At 35.1% G+C, this 24,981-nt stretch carries 19 protein-coding genes and 1 pseudogene; 14 read left to right on the forward strand and 6 right to left on the reverse strand.

Going from position 1 to position 24,981, the window contains the following annotated elements; translation table 11 throughout:
• Nucleotides 1-269: 269 nt before the first annotated feature.
• A complete protein-coding gene (locus FSZ17_RS06085; protein WP_057775148.1) occupies nucleotides 270-1,124 on the reverse strand; it encodes a 3D domain-containing protein in 855 nt (284 codons plus the stop codon).
• Between the two features lie 622 nt (nucleotides 1,125-1,746).
• Here FSZ17_RS06085 and FSZ17_RS06090 point away from each other — a divergent pair.
• A complete protein-coding gene (locus FSZ17_RS06090; RefSeq protein WP_057775145.1) occupies nucleotides 1,747-2,994 on the forward strand; it encodes a TerD family protein in 1,248 nt (415 codons plus the stop codon).
• A 244-nt stretch (nucleotides 2,995-3,238) separates the two neighbouring features.
• On the opposite strand, the gene rluF is transcribed toward FSZ17_RS06090, so the two are convergent.
• Complete coding sequence (gene rluF, locus FSZ17_RS06095) at nucleotides 3,239-3,946, reverse strand: 23S rRNA pseudouridine(2604) synthase RluF (RefSeq protein WP_057775143.1); 708 nt, start codon at nucleotides 3,944-3,946, stop codon at nucleotides 3,239-3,241.
• Nucleotides 3,947-4,566: 620 nt separating this feature from the next.
• Between rluF and FSZ17_RS06100 the strand changes: the two genes are divergently transcribed.
• The 9 genes and pseudogenes from FSZ17_RS06100 to FSZ17_RS06150 all read left to right on the forward strand — a co-directional run bounded on the left by FSZ17_RS06100 (nucleotide 4,567) and on the right by FSZ17_RS06150 (nucleotide 15,765).
• The gene (locus tag FSZ17_RS06100; protein WP_057775140.1) at nucleotides 4,567-5,040 is read left to right on the forward strand and encodes a GNAT family N-acetyltransferase; all 474 of its coding nucleotides are present in this window, start codon (nucleotides 4,567-4,569) and stop codon (nucleotides 5,038-5,040) included.
• 343 nt (nucleotides 5,041-5,383) lie between these two features.
• Nucleotides 5,384-7,063: a M4 family metallopeptidase gene (locus FSZ17_RS06105; RefSeq protein ID WP_228460288.1), complete on the forward strand. Its 1,680-nt coding sequence runs from the start codon at nucleotides 5,384-5,386 to the stop codon at nucleotides 7,061-7,063.
• A gap of 734 nt (nucleotides 7,064-7,797) precedes the next feature.
• Nucleotides 7,798-8,364: a DUF4256 domain-containing protein gene (locus FSZ17_RS06115; protein ID WP_057775137.1), complete on the forward strand. Its 567-nt coding sequence runs from the start codon at nucleotides 7,798-7,800 to the stop codon at nucleotides 8,362-8,364.
• Nucleotides 8,365-8,589: 225 nt separating this feature from the next.
• Complete coding sequence (locus FSZ17_RS06120; protein WP_228460289.1) at nucleotides 8,590-9,741, forward strand: M14 family zinc carboxypeptidase; 1,152 nt, start codon at nucleotides 8,590-8,592, stop codon at nucleotides 9,739-9,741.
• A gap of 506 nt (nucleotides 9,742-10,247) precedes the next feature.
• Nucleotides 10,248-12,614: a polyprenyl synthetase family protein gene (locus tag FSZ17_RS06125; RefSeq protein ID WP_146846614.1), complete on the forward strand. Its 2,367-nt coding sequence runs from the start codon at nucleotides 10,248-10,250 to the stop codon at nucleotides 12,612-12,614.
• A gap of 515 nt (nucleotides 12,615-13,129) precedes the next feature.
• Nucleotides 13,130-13,350: pseudogene (locus tag FSZ17_RS24090) on the forward strand (XtrA/YqaO family protein).
• Nucleotides 13,331-13,999 carry a hypothetical protein gene (locus tag FSZ17_RS06135; RefSeq protein WP_082625346.1) on the forward strand — a complete coding sequence of 223 codons (669 nt, stop codon included), beginning with the start codon at nucleotides 13,331-13,333 and terminating at the stop codon, nucleotides 13,997-13,999. The pseudogene FSZ17_RS24090 and the gene FSZ17_RS06135 overlap by 20 nt, the downstream one beginning before the upstream one ends.
• A 25-nt stretch (nucleotides 14,000-14,024) precedes the next feature.
• Nucleotides 14,025-14,561, forward strand: coding sequence for a hypothetical protein (locus FSZ17_RS06140; RefSeq protein ID WP_057775126.1), 537 nt, complete (start codon nucleotides 14,025-14,027; stop codon nucleotides 14,559-14,561).
• Between the two features lie 787 nt (nucleotides 14,562-15,348).
• On the forward strand, nucleotides 15,349-15,765 hold the full coding sequence (locus FSZ17_RS06150) for a hypothetical protein (protein ID WP_057775123.1): 417 nt from the start codon (nucleotides 15,349-15,351) through the stop codon (nucleotides 15,763-15,765).
• On the opposite strand, the gene FSZ17_RS06155 is transcribed toward FSZ17_RS06150, so the two are convergent.
• Nucleotides 15,755-15,970 carry a hypothetical protein gene (locus FSZ17_RS06155; RefSeq protein WP_057775120.1) on the reverse strand — a complete coding sequence of 72 codons (216 nt, stop codon included), beginning with the start codon at nucleotides 15,968-15,970 and terminating at the stop codon, nucleotides 15,755-15,757. The two genes, FSZ17_RS06150 and FSZ17_RS06155, sit on opposite strands and share 11 nt — an antisense overlap.
• A 742-nt stretch (nucleotides 15,971-16,712) precedes the next feature.
• On the opposite strand from FSZ17_RS06155, the gene FSZ17_RS06160 reads away from it, so the two are divergent.
• The 3 genes from FSZ17_RS06160 to FSZ17_RS06170 are packed head-to-tail and all read left to right on the forward strand — an operon-like array spanning nucleotide 16,713 to nucleotide 20,075.
• Nucleotides 16,713-18,170, forward strand: coding sequence for an SIR2 family protein (locus tag FSZ17_RS06160; protein ID WP_057775117.1), 1,458 nt, complete (start codon nucleotides 16,713-16,715; stop codon nucleotides 18,168-18,170).
• Nucleotides 18,171-18,209: 39 nt separating this feature from the next.
• Nucleotides 18,210-18,884, forward strand: a complete 675-nt coding sequence (locus FSZ17_RS06165; RefSeq protein ID WP_057775115.1) for a TIR domain-containing protein — start codon at nucleotides 18,210-18,212, stop codon at nucleotides 18,882-18,884.
• Between the two features lie 51 nt (nucleotides 18,885-18,935).
• On the forward strand, nucleotides 18,936-20,075 hold the full coding sequence (locus tag FSZ17_RS06170) for a toll/interleukin-1 receptor domain-containing protein (RefSeq protein ID WP_057775113.1): 1,140 nt from the start codon (nucleotides 18,936-18,938) through the stop codon (nucleotides 20,073-20,075).
• 419 nt (nucleotides 20,076-20,494) lie between these two features.
• Here FSZ17_RS06170 and FSZ17_RS23305 read toward each other — a convergent pair whose 3' ends face one another.
• Nucleotides 20,495-20,659: a hypothetical protein gene (locus FSZ17_RS23305; RefSeq protein ID WP_185150671.1), complete on the reverse strand. Its 165-nt coding sequence runs from the start codon at nucleotides 20,657-20,659 to the stop codon at nucleotides 20,495-20,497.
• Between the two features lie 528 nt (nucleotides 20,660-21,187).
• Between FSZ17_RS23305 and FSZ17_RS06175 the strand changes: the two genes are divergently transcribed.
• Nucleotides 21,188-22,060, forward strand: a complete 873-nt coding sequence (locus FSZ17_RS06175; RefSeq protein WP_057775111.1) for a MurR/RpiR family transcriptional regulator — start codon at nucleotides 21,188-21,190, stop codon at nucleotides 22,058-22,060.
• 62 nt (nucleotides 22,061-22,122) lie between these two features.
• Here the strand turns inward: FSZ17_RS06175 and FSZ17_RS06180 are convergent, their stop codons facing one another.
• Both FSZ17_RS06180 and FSZ17_RS06185 read right to left on the reverse strand, forming a co-directional pair.
• Nucleotides 22,123-23,388, reverse strand: a complete 1,266-nt coding sequence (locus FSZ17_RS06180; protein WP_228460290.1) for a dicarboxylate/amino acid:cation symporter — start codon at nucleotides 23,386-23,388, stop codon at nucleotides 22,123-22,125.
• Nucleotides 23,375-24,661 (reverse strand): aminotransferase class V-fold PLP-dependent enzyme, encoded by a 1,287-nt coding sequence (locus FSZ17_RS06185; protein WP_228460291.1) that lies wholly within the window; start codon nucleotides 24,659-24,661, stop codon nucleotides 23,375-23,377. Before FSZ17_RS06185 ends, FSZ17_RS06180 begins: the two co-directional genes overlap by 14 nt.
• Between the last annotated feature and the right edge of the window lie 320 nt (nucleotides 24,662-24,981).

The raw sequence follows: 24,981 nt of genomic DNA on the forward strand, positions 1-24,981 counted from the left end.
CAAAATAATAGGAAATGTTGAATTCTCAATGCCTGTAAATAAAAACCTCATTAAGATACATCAATGGTGAACTGCATCATGTACAAAAAGGTGATTTGAATCCTTATAATAAGCAAAAAAGAACCAGATTTGGTCCTTTTTTGCTTATTTTTTCAGCTCTTCCAATAGGTTTGTTATCGTCTCACTTGCTTCTTCTAAGGAGTTTTCACCATCTGAGTTTTCTGCTATCCATATATAGAAATCCTAAGGATAGGCTGGTAATAGATATATTAGTTTAATATTGTTACCTTTAATTGTTTTACCCCAAAATCGATTGCATCCTGTTGAGAAGGAATAAAGACATCGATTCGATTTCCTTTAATGGCTCCGCCAGTATCCCCTGCGATCGCTTCACCATAGCCTTCTACATAAACTTTACTGCCAAGTGGAATAACAGTTGGATCAACTGAGATGACCTTTGCATTTGGGTTTGCTTTCAGGTTTATTCCAGTAGAGGTAATACCGGAACATCCCTCACATGAAGCCGTATAGGCTGAAGCTTCCACTGTAATTTCCTTTGAAGCTGTATTACTTGTTGATGGAGCAGTTACTTCAGGTGTACTTTCCATTGAAGTTGTATTATTTGTTGATGGAGCGGTTGCTTCAGGTGTACTTTCCTTTGAACCTGTATTACTTGTTGATGGAGCGGTTGCTTCAGGTGCACTTTCCTTTGATTCTTGAGCTGCAGGCAATATTGGTTTTTCAGTTACATCCGTATTACTAGTTTTCAAACCATCAAAGATTAATAGATTTAAACCAGGAAGAATGAGATCAGTATGTAATTGGTTCCATTCTTTAATTTGCGAAACTGTTACTTGATTATCTAGGGCTATGTCCCATAAAGTGTCACCTTGCTTAACGGTATATTGTTTTTGCGGTGCAATGGTTAGGACATCCCCGGGGTGAATAAGGTCGGTAGAAAGATGATTCAACGTTTGTATATTTTCTACAGATGTATTATTTGCACGTGATAGATCCCAAAGGGTATCTCCTTCTTGTACGGTAATCATTGCAGCTTGTACATTAGCACTTAAAGTTACTGAGAGTACAGCAACTGGTACAATTGATATAATTTTTTTAAGCATTCATTTATCCTCCATGTTCTTGGTTGCTAATTTAAAATAATCGTAACATAGATTTTTCTGAGAAAAAGAACAAGGAGGTGTTAATTCGTTTACGTCCATGGCAATTATATTGCAATAATATTGCTAATATTAAACGATAAAAAAATGGACGAGAAAAAAGTCGACTAAGTTAATGTGAAAATCTTTAGTCCAGACTTCAAAATGAAAACCCATTTAAATCCATCACGGTGAACCGTATTATTAGTAAGTAAGGTTTTTTTATAGAAATCTTTCATTACAATGTTAAATTATACTATTACACTTACTATTTAACTTTTCCAAACTTCCAACTTATCGCTATAATCATTTTCAAATTACTGTCTTGGTCAATAACACTTCCTGCAACTTGAATAGCCTTTAACAAGTTAAATAAACAATAATCCAAGTCCTGACTTCTGAAAGGTGAGGACTATTTGGAGTTTTTTTTCTCCAAGGGTCTTAAAGTATGAGCAATTTATGTCTAAGAAAAAGTAAATAGAAGGTAACTACAATAAAAATGTCGAAATTACTACAAGAGAATTTTGTAGTGAATTATAAAAAATTGTTAGGTGATAAATGGATAGAGGAGTAGGGAGTGGTTTAAATGAATCAATTTCTTCAGATGGGAGCAAATACAGTTTTAAGTTCCCCAAAAGGTAATGTTACTGTAAGCTACGAAATTTCTAATTCGATAGATATTTCTTTAACAGCTTTCCTTTTAACTGATTCAGACAAGGTACAAGGAGATAGCGGGATTATTTTTTATAATCAACCAAAGAGCTCTTCTGGTGTAGCTACCCTAATACCTTCTGAGAAATTAGGTAATACAAAAATACTTAAAATTAATTTTGATATGAGTAAAGTCCCTGAAGGTATTACTAAAATAGCTATAACTCTTACAGAGGATAATAGCACGGGATTTTCAAATGTAAAGAATTTAAAGGCCGAGATATGTACCGATCATACTATTATCCAGTTAACCCCATCTAGTTTCACAAATGAGAATGGAATTGTAGTATTAGAATTATATCTAAGGAATGGTCAGACAAAGGCAAAATCAATCTGGCGTGGATTTAATTCTGGGCTTGAAGGGTTATGTAAAAATTACGGTGTTGAGGTTGAATCTGATGAGCAAAACAAGCCTTCTGAACCTAAAACTATTCAAAAACAAACCCTAAAAGAGCCTGTTAAGACTCTAACTGTTCCTGAAAATAAAAATAGACAAAACATGTTGTCACCGATAAGCCTTGAAAAGGTAAAGGGTAAGATAAGTCTTGAAAAAGGTCAAAAGCCAGTTATCATTGATAAAACACCAGAAATTACTGCTACGGTATCTTGGAAGACTGGGACAGATTATGATATATATGCTTTAGTCTATACAAAGAATGGAAAGCAGATAGATGTAGCTATGTTTGGGGCGAAAGGAACACCTCCCCTCAAGAGTTTTGGCAACGGAGCAGTGGAACATATGGGGGATGTTGGGAGAAATAATCTATCAACGAAGACAGAAGTCATTAAATTAAGGCTGAATAATGATATTCTCGCAGTTGTTCCTGTGGTTTATTCTGCTCAGTCAAATGGAACAGGATCGTTCTACCGATACAAAGTGTCCATGAGTATAGATAATCATAGCGGAACCTCCGTTACCATATCCTCCAAGAATGCAAATAATAATGATAGAATTTATACATGTGTGCCAGGAATACTTCATAATACGCAAGATGGAGTTATTATAAGTCCATTGGAGCTTTATAGTACACCGAACTCAGAGCGGAGACCTAAACTTAGGATGGGGCCTTCAAATATGGTAGAAGTTTTAATGGATGAAGGACCAAAAAATGATTACAAGTAGACTGGAATCATATAAAATTTAAAACAAAAAATATCCATAACTTAATAATAGGAGTAGGTTATTAGTGGGATAATAACCAGTTTAATAAAAACCTCATTTAGATGCGTTACGGTGAACCGTATCATAACTTCCTTAGTGCTTCTTTCTTGGAAAGAAGCACTAAGATTTAATAATAATGAGATTGTTCTTTTAGTTGGGCATTTATCCAATGATAATTCTACCTAAACTTGATGTTCCATAGTTTTTACCATTCTTTTGGCTCATAGTTTAATTCTCTAAATAACTGAGTTCGCTCTTTCTTGGATAAATCTCTCCATTGTCCAGGGGGAAGATTGCCTAAATGAATATTCATGATTCGGATTCTTTGCAATCGGTAAACGTCGTATCCAAATTCAGCACACATGCGGCGAATTTGACGATTTAGCCCCTGTGTTAAAATGATTTGAAAATCAAATTTTGATAATTGAACTATTTTACAAGGAAGTGTTTTTGTACCTAATATTTTGACACCCTCTGACATCTTCTTCAAGAATTCAGGAGTAATTGGCTTGTCTACTGAAACGATATATTCCTTTTCATGCTTATTTTCAGAACGCAGAATTTCGTTAACAATGTCGCCATCGTTCGTAAGAAGTATTAAGCCCTCTGAATCTTTATCCAGGCGCCCAATATTAAATATTCTTAATGGATGGTTGACCAAATCAACAATATTACCCTTTACACCTTTTTCTGTTGTACTTGTAATGCCTACAGGTTTATTTAAGGCAATATAGACATTATTCCTTGCTACTCGGATTGGATTTCCATCTACTTTAACGTCATCCCCAGGTTCAACTTGGCTACCTATAGTTGCACGTTTACCATTAATAGTAACTCTCCCATCGGTAATTAATTTATCGGCACCTCGTCTAGATGCTTTTCCAGATTCACTTATATATTTATTAAGACGCATGTTGACACATCCTTAAACAGAGGATTATTTTATTCGATATTAACTATACTTTATTTTAAGGATGAATCACATACCCTTATTTAGATATAACGGATGAATTGGCTTTTCTTTAGGGTTGCTCATACATTAAACTTAGTTTTTTAAAGATGTTGAAACCCCAATTATAAACAAAAAGCTATCTTAGCCAAAATTGTTATAAAAGTTATCCGCCTTATTTAAGCTCTACTTGGATACGCCCAGTTCCATTTAAATATTGCTCATAGCGTGCTACCTCGAGCTTTACAGGATTAACCGGAAGCTTTTCTACATCTTCCATATCAAATATCTGCCCAATTAACATATGGTTCTCGGATTCTGAAATCCAAGTACTATTTGAATTGTAAATTGCACCGTCTGCATCAATTAGGGATCCAACGCCTATTAGAAGCGAAGAGAATCCTTTCTTGACTTGGAAAATTAAAACGGAGATTGATTTTCTACTTTTAAAAAGGTTTATTTTTAAAAGAGCGGTTTATAACACTAAGGAGGAAGGAAAAGCTATATCATTTACCTTGTTCCATATTTAGATAGTGTTATTGTCACTTTCACAATAAATCAAAGTTGGTACGGAGTGATGAAAGGTGAATTTAATTAGTTTTGAAGAAATAACAGAAAAAACATTATATATAGCCTTTGAAATCGTCAATTCTAATCAAGCATATAATCAGCTTGAACATGGTAAGGAAAGAAGAACACTCGAGGATGTAAAAGAAGAGTTCATAAATGATAAAACAAAGAGCCAATTTATAAAACTTGATGATACTTATATTGGCATAATGGATTACTTACTAATGAATGAGACAGATCAATGCCCATGGCTGGGATTAATGATGATTCACGGTGATTATCAGGGGTTCGGCTTCGGAACACAGGCATATTTACGATTTGAAAAAGAAATGCTTGAAAAAGGATTGAGCGTTATCCGTATTGGCGTTTTAAAAGAAAACTATAATGCCCGAAGATTTTGGGAATTAATTGGTTTTGAATACTTTAAAACAGCACTATCAAAAAACTCAATTGAAGTAGACTGTTTTGAAAAAAAGTTAATGAAATAATGTAAAGATCCTCTCTATACCGGCCAAAATTCAAAAGAATGCGTCAAAATACTTCAGATACATATAAAAAACCTCTGAAATAATGTGAACTACTAAATATCACATTATTTCGGAGGTTTTTATGATTTCTCATGATTTTGCTATGAATCTAGCAGTTTATCAAATACCCTCTAGATTTTCACTAAATTTCATCGCCTTATCTGATGGTAAATTATATCTATGACAACATAAAAACTAGGTTTATCCTGCTATTTATTATAATATTTTAATAATTCTAATTATTCATGTAATATTATTTTTATTAATTTATAATAAAGTCAATTGAAAATAATAGGGGGGATTTATGGTGAAGAAAAAGTTTATTGTTCCTGTAGCGCTATCATCAGCATTGTTGGTAGGTTCTATCCCTGTAAGTAGTGTTTTTGCCAAACCGGTTAATTCGAGTGAGGTTAGTAGTGTACAAGCTACTAAGGAGTGGAATAGGAAAGCAAGCGTTCCTGTATTCGTGAAAGAGCGATTTGCAGAGAAATTCTCTTCTAGCACCCCATCCAATGCATTAAATTATTTGAAGAAAAACGAAGTTAAAATCGGAATTAAAAATCCGGGTGAAAATCTAAAAGTAAAAGATACACAAACAGATAAACTGGGTATGACTCATGTCCGCTTTAATCAGTCAATAAATGGAGTTAACGTAGAAGGGGCAGAAATTATTGTTCATTTTAATAAGAATAATGAAGTCGTATCTGTCAACGGAAGAATAAATCAGACGATTGCCGATGATGCAGTGGACACGACCGCAACATTAAGCAGTGATGCTGCACTAAAGACGGCATTGTCCTCTGTCAAAGCGCCTGAAGAGCTGACATATGAGCCGACAGCTGAGCTTGTTGTCTATCCTTTTGAAGGGGAAAATTATACCACTTATAAGGTAAATGTTAACTTCATGGGGGATGAACCTGGAAACTGGTTTGTCTTTGTAGATGCAAAAACAGGAAAAGTTATTGATAAGTATAATGGCTTAATGCATGCAGATGAAATGAAAACACAAAAAGGTGTTGGAATAGGTGTACATGGTGAGCACAGGGAATTACATATTACCCAAGTGAAGGAACCGAATGCTGGAACTAAATTTGCGTTAGCAGATTACTCTCATGAGAACCTTGGAGGAATCGTAACGTATGATGCTCATAATGATAACATTTCCAGTAATGATACACTCTATGTAGGGAATTCTGCTGCATTTATCGGCGACTATGATCGAGCGCTTGTCGATGCACACTATAATTCCGAAAAGGTATATGAGTATTATCTAAATGAACATGGCCGTAATTCCCTTGATGGGGAAGGAATGGCAATCATTTCTAGAGTTCACTATGGTAACAATTACAACAATGCTTCCTGGAATGGGCGTTGGATGACCTATGGTGATGGTGACGGCAAGTTCATGATCTCTCTGTCAGCAGGTCTTGACGTTGCTGCCCACGAAATGACACATGGTGTTATCACTCACTCAGCAAATTTAGTATACCGCAATCAATCTGGAGCATTAAATGAATCGTTTGCTGACGTCTTTGGTGCACTCGTTGACGATAGTGATTGGGAAATGGGCGAGGATATTATGGCACCAGAAGCTAAAGCTAAAGGTACAGCAGTATTGCGTAGCTTAAGCAATCCAAACGGTGTGGTGGTCGCAAATGAGGAAAGAAGGTCGTATAGTACAAATGGCGGCGTCTATCCGGATCATATGGACGAGTTTTATAACATGCCAACTTCTGTTGATGGCGGTGGTGTTCATGTTAACTCTTCGATTACAAACCATGCTGCATACTTGATTGGTCAAGAAATTGGAAGAGAAAAATTAGGGCAAATTTACTATCGTGCCTTAACGGTTTATTTAACACCAAATTCCGATTTTAGCGACGCTCGTCAGGCGGTCGTCCAGTCTGCAATCGATATATATGGCGAAGGCAGTGCTGAAGATGCTGCAGTTAAATCTGGATTTGATGCGGTGGGAATTTACTAAGTATCTGATTGGAACTGCTTGCAGGAATAAATATTTTTAGCGGATTTTAGATAAATATTGAAGTGTGTTTTATGTTCCCTCAGACTAAGAGTTTGGGGGATTTTTGTTAGGGTGGTCTAACTAATACGTACCATGAGGGTAATTATGATATCATTTTAGTTACGCGTATAGGTAAATGCTTTTAGCGTGAAAAGTTGTATTTATCACCAGTTCTAGATTTATCGCAGATTAACGGGCAGTAAGACCCCCACTTTAAGGTTGCGAGAGAATTAAAGAAACCTAAGTGGGGGATCAACTGCCCGTAAAGGCACGATTGGTTCAACTAACTATCAGTGGGGGATGAAAGAAAACCCCCACTGATGGAAGTTTCACTTTATATAACGGAGAAATCATAGAGTACAACATGGGGAGCCATCCTGTGTACCCACTCGTTTCTAAAATGTTGGATAAAGCTTTTGAACGCTTATCTATTGTCTTTATCGCAGTTGAATTAATAACAGGGATCCAACGCCTATTAGAAGCGAAGAGTATCCTTTCTTGATTTGGAAAATTAAAACGGAGATTGATTTTCTACTTTTAAAAAGGTGGTATCGGCGTTTTAAAAGAAAACCATAATGCCCGAAGATTTTGGGAATCAATTGGCTTTGAATACTATAAAACAGCACTATCAAAAAACTGACAAAGCACCTGAAGAGCTGAAGCAGTTCTAAACATATGATACGAGGAGATTTAGTATGAAAAATGAAAAAAGGAAGTATTCACCTGAACAACATGAAGAATTACTCAGAACATTAAAAGCCCGTTTTGAGAAAAACATGCACCGCCATAAAGGTCTTGAATGGGCTAAAGTACAAGCTAAGCTCGAAGCTAATACTGAAAAACTGTGGTCGCTCTATGAAATGGAAGGAACTGGTGGTGAACCGGATGTTGTTGGCCATGATAAAGTGACAGGCGAATATATTTTTTATGATTGTTCAGCGGAAAGTCCTAAAGGTCGCAGAAGTGTTTGTTACGACCGTGAAGCGCTGGAGTCAAGGAAACAACACAAACCAGAAAATAACGCTATTGATATGGCAACTGCCATGGGCATTGAACTTTTAACGGAAGAACAATACCGGGAGCTGCAAAAACTTGAAAATTTCGATATGAAAACATCGAGCTGGGTGCAAACATCTGCTAATATTAGAAAACTTGGTGGGGCCATCTTTTGTGATCGTAGATATGACACTGTCTTTGTGTACCACAATGGAGCAGAATCCTACTATGCTGCAAGGGGTTTCCGTGGCTCGCTAAGGGTCTAAATTTAGGATAAGTTGCCAGCCCCCCACTAAAGTAATGCTTTAAAACACGTGGGGACAGGCACCCTTTTTACGGTATCCTTTCCTCCTACGTTACCATCCAATAAAACAGACAAAATCCCTACTCTTAATTAGTCAGAATAATCCGAAATCACCATTCTATTTAAATAATCATTCAATTATACTAGTCTTGTATTTGAAAATAATGATAGTTTGGGAGGTTATGTGTTGAAAAGATTATGGATGTCTTTTATCGTAGTAATGTTCTTTGTGTCAGCACTGTTTTCATCTCAAGCAAATGCAGCTAACACCATTCCTGGTGGTCCATCGACAAATGGAAACACAAGTATGGACAGTATGATCACATACGATGACATGATTAAAGAACTGAAGAAAATCGAACACACGAGTAAAGGGAAAGTAGAAGTATTCACGTTAGATGAATACGGAAAGAGTGAGCAGAACCGAAGCTTCTACGTAGCTAAAGTTGGTACAGGCCCAATTAAAATTTGGGTACAAGCTCAAATTCACGGAGATGAAAAATTAACAACGGATGCCGTATTAGAATTATTGATGACTTTTGGCAGCAGCGGATCCAAAGATATTGAAAAGATCTTAAAAGAAACAACTATTTATGCAATCCCAATGTATAATCCGGATGGAAGCATCATGAACACACGAACAACTGTGCTTCATGATGAAAATGGACAACCTAGAGTAGACAACAGCGGTCGTGCCATGACGATTGATTTAAATCGTGATTGGGGAGAAAACGGGTTTCAAGCAAAAGAATCACTTGTCTTCTACAAATACTGGGCAGAAGTGAAACCAGTTTTCGCTGTGGATCTTCACCATCAAGGATTTAAAACAGTTTACGGAACAAATGACTCAACATCCATGTCGCTTGGAGTATCATTAGCACCAAATGGACCGACTTTACCAAGTATTAAAGACGGCTTATACAATGACCTTACACGCCAAATGAACGTCTATGTATACGATGCATTAAAAGATTACGGGTATATGCATATTGATCGTTACCAAACCGGCAGTGGTGATAAGAGATACGAGATTGATATCAAAGGCGGAGTAGTTTCTGCTATGATGATGGGCCTAAACTACAACAATATCAATCCAACTAATCACAGCAATCCAGCCATCTTCTTTGAAACGAAAGGAAATACAAGAGATGGAAATCTAGGACAAAAATCAAACGGACATTTAATCAAACAAAATTATCTCGGATTAAAAGCCTTACTTTACGGCTTAGCCACAGGTGAAGTACAAAAGGTTAATCCAAACCGTTGGGAAGAAGAGATTCCTGCTTACCCGCTAGCTGGCTATCAAACTGATTCTGGAATTGTTCCGGTGAGTTATTAAAAAAAGAACGAAGCCCCATATGGATAATAATCCGTATGGGGCTTTGTCGTTTAAATTCCGTGAAGAAGATGTGCTCTGCTATGGAGGAAACAGTGGGGACACGCTATCAGCCCAACACGAAATTACGACAAATCTGCTGATTGAAAAGCAAGATCTGCTCCTTACTAAAGATCGTGAGCGATTAATGGAAGATAGGCGTCATTTCAGCAATATTTAATTTGGGGGCCAATCCGCTAGTCCGGTAAAGTTTTACCGAGCTTGGGGACTGGCCCTTTTTATTCGTAGCAGAAAATTTAAATAAAAAGCACCACCGCATCACATTCATTGTATCGATTGGATCGTCACTGTGACGCTATATTGGTATATACTATAAAAGTCTAAATTTAGATATTTGGTTAAAAAGATGTTATTTTTAAGAAAAATTATTTTTGTCGATTATTATGAAAAATACTTGAATTAATATTGCATAGATTATAAGAGAAATCGTTAAGTAGAGGTAATAGATGATGAATAAAGAGTTAATAATAGATGCCGATGCATGCTACCGACTGGCGGAGCGGAGAGCTGCCCAGTACTTTCAATCACTTTATGTGCAAGTCATGCAAAAGGCTTTTGTACCGATCCTTACAAAAGATATTCAATCATGGAAACATAATCATATTCAACATTCTTTAGTATCCTTTTTTTCGCGCGGAAAGAGAAAACCTGATTCTAAAGAGTATCACAATTATATCCGATGGCTAGATCGTACAGGCAAACTAGATAATTACTTGGATCGAAGCATCTCTTATATTTACTTGAGGGATCTGGGCAAAGCTCTGGACTCACCTGACACACAGACTAGAGTTCGCCGTGTCATTGAAAATATTAAAAATAACCTGACTCATTCCACCTCAACAGATGAGATGTTAAGCATGGCTGGGTTGTACAGGAAGGCTCAGAAGGAAGGCGTCGAATCGTCTATGATCTGGGTGATGGACAAACTAAAGACGGTATCGTCCAATCTTCCAAAGGGGATGGATGCTGAGGAAGCCCAGCGAAAACTGATCAAAATCATAGTCGGGGTAATCATGCATGTGGTCGATGTGATGGGTGATGACATATCAGCTGAAGACCGTAAGCAGAAACTTGATGAAGCGATTAGGTTAGGGTATTACTATGGTCTGACCTATCCATTCATTGACGATTTACTCGATGCCAAAGTCTTATCTGAAAAAGAGAAAAGGCAGTATTCCCAATTAATACGGACCACACTTATCACCGGAGATGTGCCGGAATTGGGTGAGTGGACTGGAGAAAACTCAGATTTAATCCAATATATTCATTCGGAACTTCGTGAGGCCTTTGAGTATATTAAGGCCTATCAGAGACCAGGAACAATAAAAAATTTTTTCGAGCAATCCTATGTATTTTTTAATTCCCAGGAAGTGGACCGAGTTAAAGAACTATCGAATGCAAATTACACCAATGAGGAGCTATATATACCGATCATATTAAAATCCTCTTCATCACGATTAATTGTCCGGTCAGTCATCAGTGCTTCTGAGGATGAGGGCTTTGACAAACGTACATTCTTTTATGGAATTTACAATCAGCTGGCTGATGATTTTGCAGATATGTTTGATGACATGAAGGAAGGGGCGGTCACACCCTATACTTATTATTTGAAATACCATGATAAGCGTCCGGATCTAATAAATCCCTTTGAATTATATTGGACGGTCATTTCCCATTTGATCCATCATGTGTATCATTCAGATGCCAAGACTTGCGAAGTGATGTTGGATCGTGCGATAAATGGCCTAAAACGATGTAAAGAACGATTGGGAACCAAAAAATACAACGAATTGATGGATTTTTTTGCTTCTGGAAATCCGGAATTCAACAGTTTGATTCAAAATATGGTGAAAAAAGCGGATGATGTGGATTTCTTTGATAAACTACTTCGAGACCGCATGATTACTAATCTGAGAAATGAACGGAAAGAGCAAGAAGCCTTTTTAGATACAATCAAAACGGTCCGCAATCAGATCAACAACGTCCTGCCTATTCATAACACCGATGATGTTTCTACAATGGATGTGCCAATCATTGATGCTGCAAATTACAGTTTGGAAGGCGATGGAAAGCGATTGAGACCCATAGTTGCTTGGTTCATGGGAGTGAATGAATATGGATTAGAACGTTCAGCCATCGTTCCACTTCTAAGATCATTGGAATATATGCACACTGCATCCCTAATCTTTGATGATTTGCCATCTCAAGATAATGCGTCTATCCGTCGGGGACGTTCAACCCTCCACCAAGTATATAACAGTGCAATTGCTGAATTAACTGGTCTCTTTCTGACTCAGAAGGCAACCTGGGAACAAGCATCTCTTGACCAGTTCGATTCGAAAACGGTCCTTAAATTGATACAATATTCGGCTCAAATGACAGAGGAGATGTGTAAGGGGCAAGCAATGGACTTGGATTCTAGAGGGCAGCGATTGACTTTGGAACAATTAAATACGTTGAGTTTTAATAAAACTGGAATTGCATTCGAAGCTTCCTTAATCATGCCTGCCATTCTCGCCCATGCAAATGAGGTAGAAATGGGAGCATTGAAAACATTCGCCCGTCATGCCGGCATTGCGTTTCAGATTAAGGATGATCTGCTTGATGTTGAAGGAGATCAAATCTTACTTGGAAAACCAATCGGCAAAGATGCTGAAAACAACAATAAGACTTTTGTAGCCATCCTAGGTAAGGAAGGTGCCAGAAAAGCAATGTGGGAACATTACTGTCTTGCAATGGAAGCGATACAAGAAATGCCACGCAAAACTCCATTTCTGAAGCATCTTTTAAATTATATGGTGAATAGGGATCATTAAGAGCTTATTATCGTACAATCCAGATAGAATAAGTTATTAAAAAAGGAAGCAGGTACCCTATTGAACTGCACCTATTTGTTAGAAGCATGCTAACATTCAGAGGTGCGGCTTCTTTGTGTCTAAATTAAACATAGAAAAGAAGAAATCAACTTTTATAAAAGGAATGTTGATTTCTTCTTTTCTTTTTTTTTTCAACAATTAGGAAGTAAGTAAATTGCATTACCAGTTATCTGCTAGTATTCTAAACGGGATCCTGACGGCAAAGCACTGATTTAACTCATTATGGATCCATATATCTTTGCCTCAGTTGATCGAATAATATCGCTGGTAATTATTAATTATATGTTAAATCTTCAAAAGTGGGTGGGTACACGAGGGAAACACAGGGACGGTTCCTGCGTTTCCCTACTGCGAAAAACAGACTCCCGCTTTTCTAAGAGATTGTAAATTGATAAGGAGTCCTAATCCTCTTGGTTTAATCTTATATTGAAGCAAGTGTGAAATATGCGACACATATGAGCCTGGAAACATTAGAACCGTCCCCGTGTTTTTTAGAAATTAATCCTAGTACAAAACTACTAGAAATTGATATAATTAGGAAAAAAGTAAGCTTTGCTATATTGGTGTGTGAGGGAAGGGCTCGAATAACTGAGTTAACTAACATGGGGAAACAAAGTTTGTTACTCATCAAGGCAAAGTTAAGAGGCTTAAGTTCGATGAAGGTGAAGAATTTTAATACTATTAGAAGGATTGTTAGGCTGATTATTGTTGGATTTGTATTACCGATGTTAGTTTTAATAGCATCTTTTCTTTTAGGTGCCAAAGGCATTATATTAAATATAATTATGCTATTGGCTATCAGTTATATGTACTTGTTTTTAATATCTGGATTGTTTAATTTAACACCTAAAAAAAATAAGTTTAGTGGAAAACTTAATCTCTATGAATGGATGGATGATCTTAGTGATTACGACGAGCGGTTACAGTATGTTGTTACTAACCAGATATTAAAAAGGAACACTTTGGATAATTTATCAAATATCAAAGAAAGTATTATGATAGTTACAAAGCGTAATAAAGAAAAATTAAGATTATATAAAGCTTTTTATTCTCAACAATCAAAAGAAACACCTGAAGAATTGTATTTAAAGACAAGTATTACATTTTTAATTCCTTTTATGATTTTTGTGATACGAGATTATATTCCCAAAATTGAACAGTTCGACTTGCTTTCTTTTTTCTTTGTCTTATTAATTATTTTTATCACAATAGCTATTATTTCAGATAGGTTAAATTATAACAAAAAGAGAACTAGTTTAATTCTCGAAATAATTGATATTTGTATTGAGGAAATTGAGGAATTAGAAAAAGATAGGAATAGTTAAGTCTCATATAGACAGGAGTTTTCTATTGGATTGGCATACTATAATAAATTCAAATTTTGTTGGATCGTTATTAGGGACAAGTATAGCTGGATTAGTAACATATTTTGCATTAAAAAGAGAGATAAATTTTCAAAAAAAATCTCGTGAAATATTGGAAATTGAAGGGTTTCTTAAAGTTTATAATATGTTGAATGGTTACCTAAACGATGTAATTTTTTGTATAGATAAAATACTTGAAATAGTTGAATCAAATAATAATAATTATGAATCCATTCAGAGGCTACAAATGTTAACAAATAGTATTGACGAATCATTGTCTGAGATTAAAAGTCTCCCTGATGAAAAAATAATGGTAGAAATACATCTTGCGTATAGAGTACTACTCAATCAGATTAAAACATTCAAAACAGGTGCAAATTATTTTATGACTGTACCTCAAAGTGAGAAAATAAAGACAATAGAAACACTAAAGGAAAAGTACAGAAGACTTAACTCTGTTATGGAAACATTGAATGAATTTAAAAATAATCAAGAAAATATTCTAAAAAAAATAAAGAAGTAGTTCTACAAGCCCTCTAGAGGACACTGAATGACGTTAGCGTGGTTCGGTGTCCTTTTTTATTTTTTCAAAAAGTAGATGATGTCCCTGAAAATTAAAAGAATGGAATCACATTGCAAGGGTTGCTTGTGGCTTACAAGTGAAAAGCTATGTCCGCTTGTGAGATGTGTGCGCTGGAACAGATTTAAAGATGATAAGGAGGAGAAAAAATGAATCGTAAAGACATAGAGAACATTATTAAAAATTACCATTGAATGATAAAATCAATAAAAATATTTAATAATTCTATGCAAGATGCCGGTGAAGGACTAACGGCTCAATATGGTATTGAATCATCGAGGTCTAAGCAAGGAAGTTATAGGTGATCTAATCTAAAAAGAGATTGTTTGTCGTGAACGGTATGCTGTAATTAATAAATATAAAACTAAGATTTCGGTTATTAAGGGACAGGTAGCATTAAATTACAGATGATAGGGAACTGGAAGTCTTACATTGGCTACTTGAAGGTAAGAGTTATCGGTGGATTGGAGATCATATGGGGCTGTCATTTTCACATACTAAACGTTTTTGAGATTCAATTATTGAAAAAAAGCTTGCCAAGGAAACAAATAGCACAAAAGATACGAAATTGCTAAAACAAAAATCGGCAAGTTAAACTTGAAGGCAGGACGGGGAGGCGGTTAACTAGTTGCTTCCTCTATTTATGTTCGGTAAGTGATCCAGCTATGGCGTTTTTTATTTTTATAATTTTTGATTAATTTTGGCCATACTTATGAATGAGGTGATTATTTTGTGCTTATATGGAACCTATAAAATCATAAAAGTAATTAATCCTATTCAACTTCATAAAAATATAAAAGTAGATGCTTGCATCTCTGATGAATTACAATGGTTAAATGACAGTGGGATTGTAACATTGAATTCCTGCTGTGGACATGGTAATGCTGGTCATCCTGTAGTTATCGAAAATTCCGTTGGAAAATGGAAAGAGTATCAAAGTCCACCCATTGTGCTTATTGATAAAGAAAGCGTTGGTTTAGCCAAAGAACTCAATTATAAACCATTCCCTTATAACGGTACTTTGAACAATGGGTTAGTTTGGCAAATGTTTTTAAAAAGTGGTTGCGTAACAATTGAAGATTGTAGAGAATGGCATTCCCAACACGCCATTCCCTATCAATCAAATTTAGGTGTAATTAGTACTTAGAATTACCGATACACCAGTAGCAGTTATCAAATCCTTCGCTTTTGGCTTGATAATGAGTATCGGGAGAAAAAGTTTTAACATGATTAGTTTTCATTTCATTGATTTTGCAATTGCTTTTCTCGTTGTCTAAATCATGAACTTCGTTAGTGTTAGTGTTCCCAATGTAACGGTTTCCGTTAAAAGGAAAGGAATATCTTCTTGTCATTTCTATCACCTCCTTATTTACAAAATTCAACAAATTATGGGTAAATCCTCTTATTTTAGAGGGAAATATCTCCTTTTGTTGAAATAAGTAATTTAAAGATAAGGAGTATCATATGTTTAATGAATTTATTACTGAGAAATGTTGGGACGGTTCTTGCGTTTCCCTACTGCGAAAAACAGGCTCTTGCGTATCGAAGAGATTGTAAGTTGATAAGGAGTCCTAATCCTCTTGGTTTAATCTTATATAGCAGCAAGTATGATATATGCAACACATATTATCTCGGAAACATTAGAACCGTCCCCATTTCTCGCTTGTTTGGTTGGGTATTGTTGATGGAATAAGATAGGCCCTTACCTCGAGAATAGAGGTAAGGGCCTATTTGGCTCTTAATGCTCTATAATAAAGCCCAAAACGGTTCTAAGATACGTTCATGGCGACTTTTTGTTGAAAGACAGTGTTTCTTTGAGCACGAAAACTTTAAACAGTCAATTGGCACAATGGTTTGAGTCTTTACCAAGTTATATCAAGGGCTCATTAGATTTTTCTATGCGCAAAAGTTGAGTTACTAAGTTAATGTATTAAATAAAAAGTTTGGGATATTTTAAAAGTTATTTTTAATTGATTTATCACTGGAACGAATAAATATTTTGAATTTTGGTAGAATAGTAGAACCTATGGGGAAAGTGTTATGGTATAATTTACCTATGGATTTTCTATGAAAATTGTTTTGGAGGAAATTGCTATGGCAACGGATAAAGAAGTATTAATTAAAGAATTCCTGAAAGCACTCCATGAGGATAATGCAGCAATCTTTGCAGGTGCAGGTTTATCCGCTGCGTCAGGGTTCGTAAATTGGAAAGGCCTTCTAAAAGAGGCAGCAGACGAGCTAGAGCTTGATATAGAAAAAGAAACTGATTTGATTTCTTTAGCTCAGTATTTCTTTAATAAAAATGGCCGTCAGAGACTATCGCAGTTAGTTATAGATAATTTTTCTGCGGAAGCACAATTAAATGAAAATCACAGAATACTAGCACAACTCCCTATAGATACTTATTGGACAACAAATTACGATAGACTTATCGAAAAGTCATTAACTGACGTTGGCAAGAACCCCGATGTGAAAATAAAACAATCTGATTTTGCCCTTCTGAAGCCTAAAAGAGATGCAATCGTTTATAAGATGCATGGGGATATTGAAAGGGCAAGTGAAACAGTTTTGATAAAAGATGAATACGAAATGTTCCATGAAAATAATCAACTATTTTCCATAGGACTTAAAGGTGATTTGATTTCAAAAACCTTTCTATTCATAGGTTATAGTTTTGAAGACCCTGATTTAGAGTATATATTAAGTCGAATTAGAGTCTTGATGGGGCAAGACGGGAGAAACCATTACTGTTTTTTCAGGAAGGTCAACAGGAATCAGTATAACCATCTTCCAAAAGAAGAAGGTGATGAGAAGTTCAGGTATGATTCTATCAAACAGGAACTAAAATGTGCTGATTTAGAAAGGTATCATATTAAACCAGTGTTGGTTGATAAGTACGAAGACATCACTGAAATACTACAAACTATTTTACAGCGTTATTGTAGGTCAAAAATACTTATTTCAGGAAGCGCGGTGGAGTATAAACAATTTGTGCCTGATCACAACACTGCGCAAATGTTCATTCATACTCTAAGTCGTGAGATGGTAAAGGCTGGTTTCAAAATTGCTTCTGGATTTGGACTCGGAGTGGGGAGTGCTGTTATTAATGGGTCGCTAGATTACGTATATTCTACAAACAAACGAAAAATTAGCGATTATTTAATACTCAGGCCATTTCCTCAATATGCTACTAACGGATTGGAATTGATGGATTTATGGGATCAGTATAGACGCGATTTTATTTCTGATGTTGGTTGTGCTGTATTTATTTTTGGCAATAAAGAAGTGAATGGAAAAGTGGTAGATGCAGGTGGTGTTAGAAAAGAATTTGATATTGCCGTTGCTCAAGGAATTAAAGTTATTCCTGTTGGTGCCACTGGGTACATGAGCAAAACACTTTGGGAAGAAACAATAACAAATTACGATAAATATTATAGTGATTTTCCTGCTCTTAAAGCTGACTTTGAATTTATTGGAGATGCAAGCCATAATCATCATGAAATTATAACTAGAATAATAAAAATTATTACTGCTCTAAGGGCTGGAAGATGATCTAACAATGTGTTTCATTACATTAGTGGAGTGAAAAAAATGGGGAGAAAAATTTTTATTTCTTATAAATATTCTGACAGTGGTGTTTATCCTCTCAATGGTAACTATTCTACGACAGTTAGAGATTACGTAGATGAGCTACAAAGTAAGCTTAAAGAAGGCGATCACATTAACAAAGGTGAAGCTGATGGTGAGGACTTAAGTGAGTTTAAAGATGAAACAATATGGACTAAATTGAAGGATAAGATCTTTGATAGCAGCATTACCATTATATTTATTTCAAAAAATATGAAGGCTCTTTTTCAAAGTGAGGAAGACCAGTGGATACCTTGGGAAATTTCATATTCACTGAGAGAACTTACTAGAAATGGAAGAACAAGTGGTGCTAATGCTTTACTAGCAGTTGTTTTACCAGATCAATACAATAGCTATGAGTACTTCATACATGATAATTCTTGCCCTTATTGTAATTGCATAACGCTGAAGACCAATACCTTATTTACAATATTAAGAGAAAATATGTTCAACATAAAGTCTCCTACTTACAATGATTGCAGTAACCATAGCGAGAGTAACAAGGTTTACACAGGGGAATCTTCGTATGTTCGTTCTGTTAAGTGGGTTGATTTTATAGATAATTTCGATATCTATCTTCAGGTAGCATATAACATTAATGAAAACAAAGATGAATATACCTTGCACAAAAGTGTGTGAGTAACAAACAAACTAGAGTGTTCGTCAGTTATAAGTTGGAGGATCAAAAGTATGCCAGGTGTAGCTAAAAGAAAGTATGTTGGAGAGACGATGCGTATCAATAAGAATTTAAGCCAAGTATTGAGACGATTATCTGATGTATTACCTTATAACTACAACGCTGAAACACTTTTAGAACTGTTTCAACAACTGTATCCTCATGAGTGGAGGGAATTAAATCAACGTTTTGATCAATATAAAGAGAAAGATGAGTTCTTATTAAAGAAGGGAAAGAAGATTAGGTACAAGCCTAATCCACCGAAAGAGCACTTTTTTAAGTTGCCAATAGTGAAAAATATTTTATCAAAAGGTAGAATCGCAAAGCACAATGCAAATTTTGATGAGCTAGCCTACCAAGAAAGATTTGCTAAGTTTAAGGCTAAAAGGGAAAACGCTATTAGGAGCAGGAATGAAAAAATAGCAAAAGCTAATGAACTTATTCAAAATGTCGAACCACTTTTTATTGATACTTTTATTGCTGCATATCATAAACGAGGAATTAGTTTTGATGAAAAAATGGAAATATTTAAAGAACTTCAAAAATACAAATCAAAGAAAACGGCAGAATTTTTTTATAAACTGAGTGAAAGTGAGCGTAATAATCAAATAAGGAATATGGCGTTTAAGCATTTACAAGTAACGGGTAACTACGTCAAATTAAGAAAAAATTTTAATGGCAAAAAGAAGGAATATATGACAGAGAGCAGCGAGTTTTTCATGACTCCTCTTGACTTGTTAAAAAGAATTGAGAGTAACAATGTACAAAATAAAAAGGTTTACGATGTTTTCATCTCTCACAGTTACAAAGACTCAAGTGTTATAAAAAAGATAATAAAAGCTTTTAACAAACTTTCTATTAGTATTTACTGTGATTGGACAAGTGACAGTGATTTTCTAAAAAGGGAACTTGTAAGTGAATATACAAAAGTGGTACTTAAAAAACGTATAGAACAATCCAAAAATATAGTTTTTGTTAAGACAGACAACTCACTTGAGTCACATTGGGTTAGATTTGAATTAGATTATTCTAGAGAATTAGGAAAAACACTATTTTGTATAAATCTTTCTGATGAAGCCGAGGGTGAATGCAACGTTCTCCAATTCGATGTTAAAAATGAGACAATTTCGTGGACAACAGGTTTAGTGAAGTAGTTTGTTTAGACTAACACATTATTTTCGATTAAAAATTCTTTTGACAAAATGAATGTCATTGGATAGTCATTTGTACACCGCACATGGTGATGGCAGGGAAGACATTCATTGCTTAAATAAATGTGTTAATTAAGATGTTCATAAGTGGTAAATAAAATTACTAATGATTTCTATGTATGACAGAGAAAAATTTAATATCCAAAATAGTAGATGAAAAGGAAGAAACAAAGTAAACCCACCAACATCTTTGTGTTGCCACATACACTCTTCACACGTAATGTGCGTAACAAAGCTTATTTTAAAACCGTAGCAAAATAATAAAATACCAGAATCTTTGGTGTCTGCCCCCATGGTACAGTACTTTAATATACTAGGGGACAGGCATTTTTTGTTCTGAAAACAACTCAATAGAGTGGTTTTTAATCCCGCATTGCTCCTGCTTCCCGCGATGTCATCGCACCTTGTCCTTCACTTACATCTTTTCTAATTTCTTGTTTTACTCTTTGTGCATCAGTTCCAGCAAATCCTGAATTCATAGTAGAACCAGAAACCAAATTCTTTTTCGCTTGTTGATCCTGTTGCATACAAGTCCTCCTCAATTGATTGTTTAACATTCATATTATTTACTAATACACCTGCTATATCCCGAGGATTTACACCTTCACTCAAGTTACAAGGGTCTATTTTCCAATTGTTACAACTGAAATAAGAATGAGGCCACCTTATCAGGTAATCCTTTTAAGGTATAAAATATCGATATCCATTGGAAATACATAACGACGGTTCTCCTGTTTTCACTAATTGTATTAACGTCAGGAATTTTTCTGTTAGATAATTTGATAGAAGAATTATTGTGTGTTGCTCTTTTTAAATTCTCAGAAGGAGAGTATATGAAATTAGCAATTACTGTAAAAGTGATTGGTCAGTAAAATTCATTAATAAAACGCACAGGAACCGTCCCCTAGTTTCCGGATTTATAGTTAGTGTCTGGGAAAACTTATACATAAATTTGCACTTTCTGAAATATGTGAGTTAAAATTTGTAGGAAGTATAAGGATTAAAATTAGTGCTTTCTTCTTACTATAACTGTCTCAATAAATGGAGGTATAAACATGGACCCTTCAACAATGACCTTAAAGTCAATTATTGGAAATTCTGATTTAACAAAAAAAGAAGATTTAATTGCAGATTATATATTAAACAACTTAACAGATGCATGTTTAATTACATCAACAGAGTTAGCAAATAGATTAAATGTAAGTAATGCAACGATTATTCGTTTTTCTAGAAAAATTGGTTTTACCGGATATAGTGACTTTCAAAAGTATCTTAGGGAGCAGTGTTACGAAGGAAGTTTGGCTATCTCTGATGATGTTACGATCCCTTCTGAAAGATTAAAGCTGAGTTATGATAAAATTATAGAAGCAGACTTATTCAATGATAATTTGAAAATCCTTGAAAAAAATATATCCTCCATTTCAGAGAAAAACTCATTAGCGGAGATTAATAAGGCAACAAATTATATCGTTGATGCTAGAAGAGTCTTTATTTTAGGTAGTAGAGCTAGAGTTGGAATAACGGAGATAATGGGAGTATTCCTGAACCAGATTATTGATAATATCGTAGTTAGCAGTAGTAATTCGTTTACACCATTTGATACGTTGGCATCTTGTAGTAAGGATGATTGTGTCCTTATTTTTTCCTTTCCAAGATACTCGGAATTAGACCTTGGAGCTGCAAAAATGGCAAAAGAGGCTAATGCAAAAGTTATCATCATTACGGATAAAGCCACAGCACCTATCGCCCATTATGCTGATGTACTGCTCTTAGTTTCAGTGGATAGTAATGCTTTTTTCAACTCCTACACGCCAGTATTATTTTTAGCCGAATTAATATGCTCTCAAGTAAGCAAAGCTACTATTATTAAAAGTAAGGAAAAGTTAGAAAGAATTAATAAGCATATCAGTCAATTTGGGATGTATTAATAAAAAAAGGTTGTAAAAATTATTTTTACAACCTTTTAGTAGTTACATATATCATTACTATTTTAAATGACTTTTTTTAAGGGAGTAGAATCTTCTTCATACATGTTTTCACTGCGGGCAATACATAATGTACTCACTACGTCACCTGTAACATTTAGGGTAGTATGTCCCATATCTATTATTCTATAAATACCTGCGATCATACCGACAATTTCCATTGGAAGTCCGAGAGTGGTTAACAACATGATTGTCATTACGATGCCTCCGCCAGGGATACCCGGGGATCCAACAGATATTAATGTTGTCATTAAAATAACGAGAAACTGTTGGCTTATTGACATTTCTACTCCGTAAATTTGAGAAACGAATATGACGGCAGCTGAATAATACACGACAGCACCATTCATGTTCATTGTTGCTCCGATAGGAAGGGTAAACTGTGCTAATTCTTCTTTTACCTTATAATCATTTTTTGTAACAGAAATAGTTACTGGTAGTGTTCCAGAACTACTAGTTGTACTTGCTGTTACAACCCAAATTTTACCGATCGATTTAAAGAATTTTGTTAGAGGAAATTTAGCTATAAATTTCAGCATAAATAAGTACATTATGATGATGACAGAAATTAGTCCAACATAATCAACTAATATGAACTTCCCAAGAGGGCCAAATATTTTTAATCCATACTCACCAATTGTACAAGCCATTAGTGCAGCAACACCAATCGGGGAAAATGCCATAACGATAGCGGTCATCTTGTACATTGCTTCAGTACCTTCATTAAATAACTTCTTAAGGCCTTCAGCTTTGTTCCCAATTAAGGTTATGGAAATTCCTAAGAATAAAGAGAAGATAATAATTTGCATCAAATTACCTGTTGCAAGAGCTTGAACTGGATTTGATGGGAATATACCTAAAATGGTTTCACTAAGAGTAGGAATCTCGGATGCTTGAAAATCAGATGATGCCTTAATACTTGAAATATCTAACCCTTCACCAGGTTTAAAGATATTTGCAACAATAATACCAATTCCACCAGCTAATAATGTTGTAATTACATAATAAAGTAATGTTTTTGTTCCGATTCTCTTTAATTTTTGGACATCACCGATACTAAAAATACCTGATGTTATCGAGAAGAAGATGAGTGGAACAACAATCATCTTGATTAGCGTTAAAAAGATATCTCCGACTGGCTTTATCAATAATATTTTTTCTTTAAAAATCAAACCAAGTATAATCCCTACTACAAATCCAATAAAAACCTTCGTGCCAAGACCTAATTTTTTCCAACCTATATTAGCCCTCCTAAATTTATGAATTTGCAAGTTCTTTCGTGATGTATAAAAATTTATCAATTTCATCAACAGTGTGACAATGAAAAGGTGAAACTCTAATAGCCCCAGTTAAGCCAATAGCTTCTAATATGCGTTTAGAATAAACACTGGTATTGACTCTTTCATAAACGGTAACACCTTTTTCTTGATAATCTTTTCTAAGCTGCTCGCAATCTTTACCGTCAATACCAATTGCAACAATAAGATCTCTCTTAATCAAATCTGGATAATCTGCAAAAACGTTGACCTTATCCATATGTCTTAATCCTTCTATTTTTTCGCTCCCCTCAAGTAATCTATGTAGTAATGCTCTTTCGTGTAAGATTATCTTTTCCATACCTTTTAGATATAGAGATCTTCTGGAATCATTTTGGCTTTCACTATCCTTAGAACCTAACCAGCATACATAATCAACTACTGCGGATATGGATGCAAAAAGGGCAGGTGTTGGTGAGCCAAGTTCCCAAACGCTATCTTCCTTAGCGATAAGTTTATTATGTGGAAGCTTTGATAGCCTGCTAGACACATAGGCAAACCCGATTCCTCTCGATGCCATAAATTTATATGGAGCAAAGTTGGCACCGTCAATGCCAAGCTTTTCAACATCGAGTGTTCCATGTGGCATATGCTGTACCGCATCAACAATGATATATAAATTAGGTTTTTTCGCTCTTGCCGCTTTAATAATTTTTTCGAGATCCATGATATTGCCGGAAATATTACTTGAAGCTATAACACTTAGCAAAATAGTATTCTCATCAATTTTTTCAGCAATGGCTTCGGGATCAACAAACCCTGTATCCTTGTTTGCTTCAGCAACTCGGAGTTCTTTATTATTCTTTTTACAATAGAATTCTACTGCATCATATGAGGAAGGATGCTCAATATTAGTAGTGACAGCGTTTTCACCTTTGACGTTCTCAATAATGGTAGCTACCATATTGAACATAGCTTGAGAGGCTGTCAATTCAGTAATAAGGGATCCTGACTTTGCACCAAAAATAACATTTAAAACATCATTTGTCCCTTTTTCCATGATGTTGTTAAAATCAACTGCTCGCAGATGATATCTTTCTGGACAATCAGGTAATAAATCAATCTTTTCTCGTACTTGTATTGCCTCTTTTAATCTAATAGAGCCACCTGAATTATCAAAGAATAGTCTTTCTCCATAGTCTGGATCGTAATCAAGGAATGCAAATTTTTCTCGTAGTTCAGCTAATAGCTCCACATCCATTAGCTTTCCAATTTTATAGTTATCCACCTTTAAACCCTCCTATTCGCTAAAACGTTTACATTTCTTCATTAGTGATAATTTATGAAGAATTTTCTTCGTTTTATTCTAACAGATATTATTTTCTGTTTCAATAAAGAGTTACAATTTTCAAAAAACTATTAGTTTCTATTCTATATGATGCAGCCCGGGCTTCTTCTAAAAACATGGGGAAGGTTCTTGCGTTTTTTGAAGGTGAAACCGATTAGCTACCATAAAGTAATGTTGAAATATAAGGGAAGTAAAGCTGTTACGTTAATCCCAGTTTATTTCCTGAATTTTGGATGATATGATATGAATAAATACACCTT

The sequence above is a fragment of the Cytobacillus dafuensis genome, from assembly GCF_007995155.1.
GTDB classification, from domain to species: Bacteria; Bacillota; Bacilli; order Bacillales; family Cytobacillaceae; genus Cytobacillus; species Cytobacillus dafuensis.

Bases quoted from the DNA above. Each gene is read 5' to 3' on its own strand.
- FSZ17_RS06085 (WP_057775148.1), bottom strand. From the start codon at position 1,124: ATGCTTAAAAAAATTATATCAATTGTACCAGTTGCTGTACTCTCAGTA.
- FSZ17_RS06125 (WP_146846614.1), top strand. From the start codon at position 10,248: ATGAATAAAGAGTTAATAATAGATGCCGATGCATGCTACCGACTGGCG.
- FSZ17_RS06165 (WP_057775115.1), top strand. From the start codon at position 18,210: ATGGGGAGAAAAATTTTTATTTCTTATAAATATTCTGACAGTGGTGTT.
- FSZ17_RS06175 (WP_057775111.1), top strand. From the start codon at position 21,188: ATGGACCCTTCAACAATGACCTTAAAGTCAATTATTGGAAATTCTGAT.
- FSZ17_RS06170 (WP_057775113.1), top strand. From the start codon at position 18,936: ATGCCAGGTGTAGCTAAAAGAAAGTATGTTGGAGAGACGATGCGTATC.
- FSZ17_RS06155 (WP_057775120.1), bottom strand. From the start codon at position 15,970: ATGACAAGAAGATATTCCTTTCCTTTTAACGGAAACCGTTACATTGGG.
- FSZ17_RS23305 (WP_185150671.1), bottom strand. From the start codon at position 20,659: ATGCAACAGGATCAACAAGCGAAAAAGAATTTGGTTTCTGGTTCTACT.
- FSZ17_RS06115 (WP_057775137.1), top strand. From the start codon at position 7,798: ATGAAAAATGAAAAAAGGAAGTATTCACCTGAACAACATGAAGAATTA.
- FSZ17_RS06090 (WP_057775145.1), top strand. From the start codon at position 1,747: ATGAATCAATTTCTTCAGATGGGAGCAAATACAGTTTTAAGTTCCCCA.
- FSZ17_RS06105 (WP_228460288.1), top strand. From the start codon at position 5,384: ATGGTGAAGAAAAAGTTTATTGTTCCTGTAGCGCTATCATCAGCATTG.
- FSZ17_RS06135 (WP_082625346.1), top strand. From the start codon at position 13,331: ATGAAGGTGAAGAATTTTAATACTATTAGAAGGATTGTTAGGCTGATT.
- rluF (WP_057775143.1), bottom strand. From the start codon at position 3,946: ATGCGTCTTAATAAATATATAAGTGAATCTGGAAAAGCATCTAGACGA.
- FSZ17_RS06160 (WP_057775117.1), top strand. From the start codon at position 16,713: ATGGCAACGGATAAAGAAGTATTAATTAAAGAATTCCTGAAAGCACTC.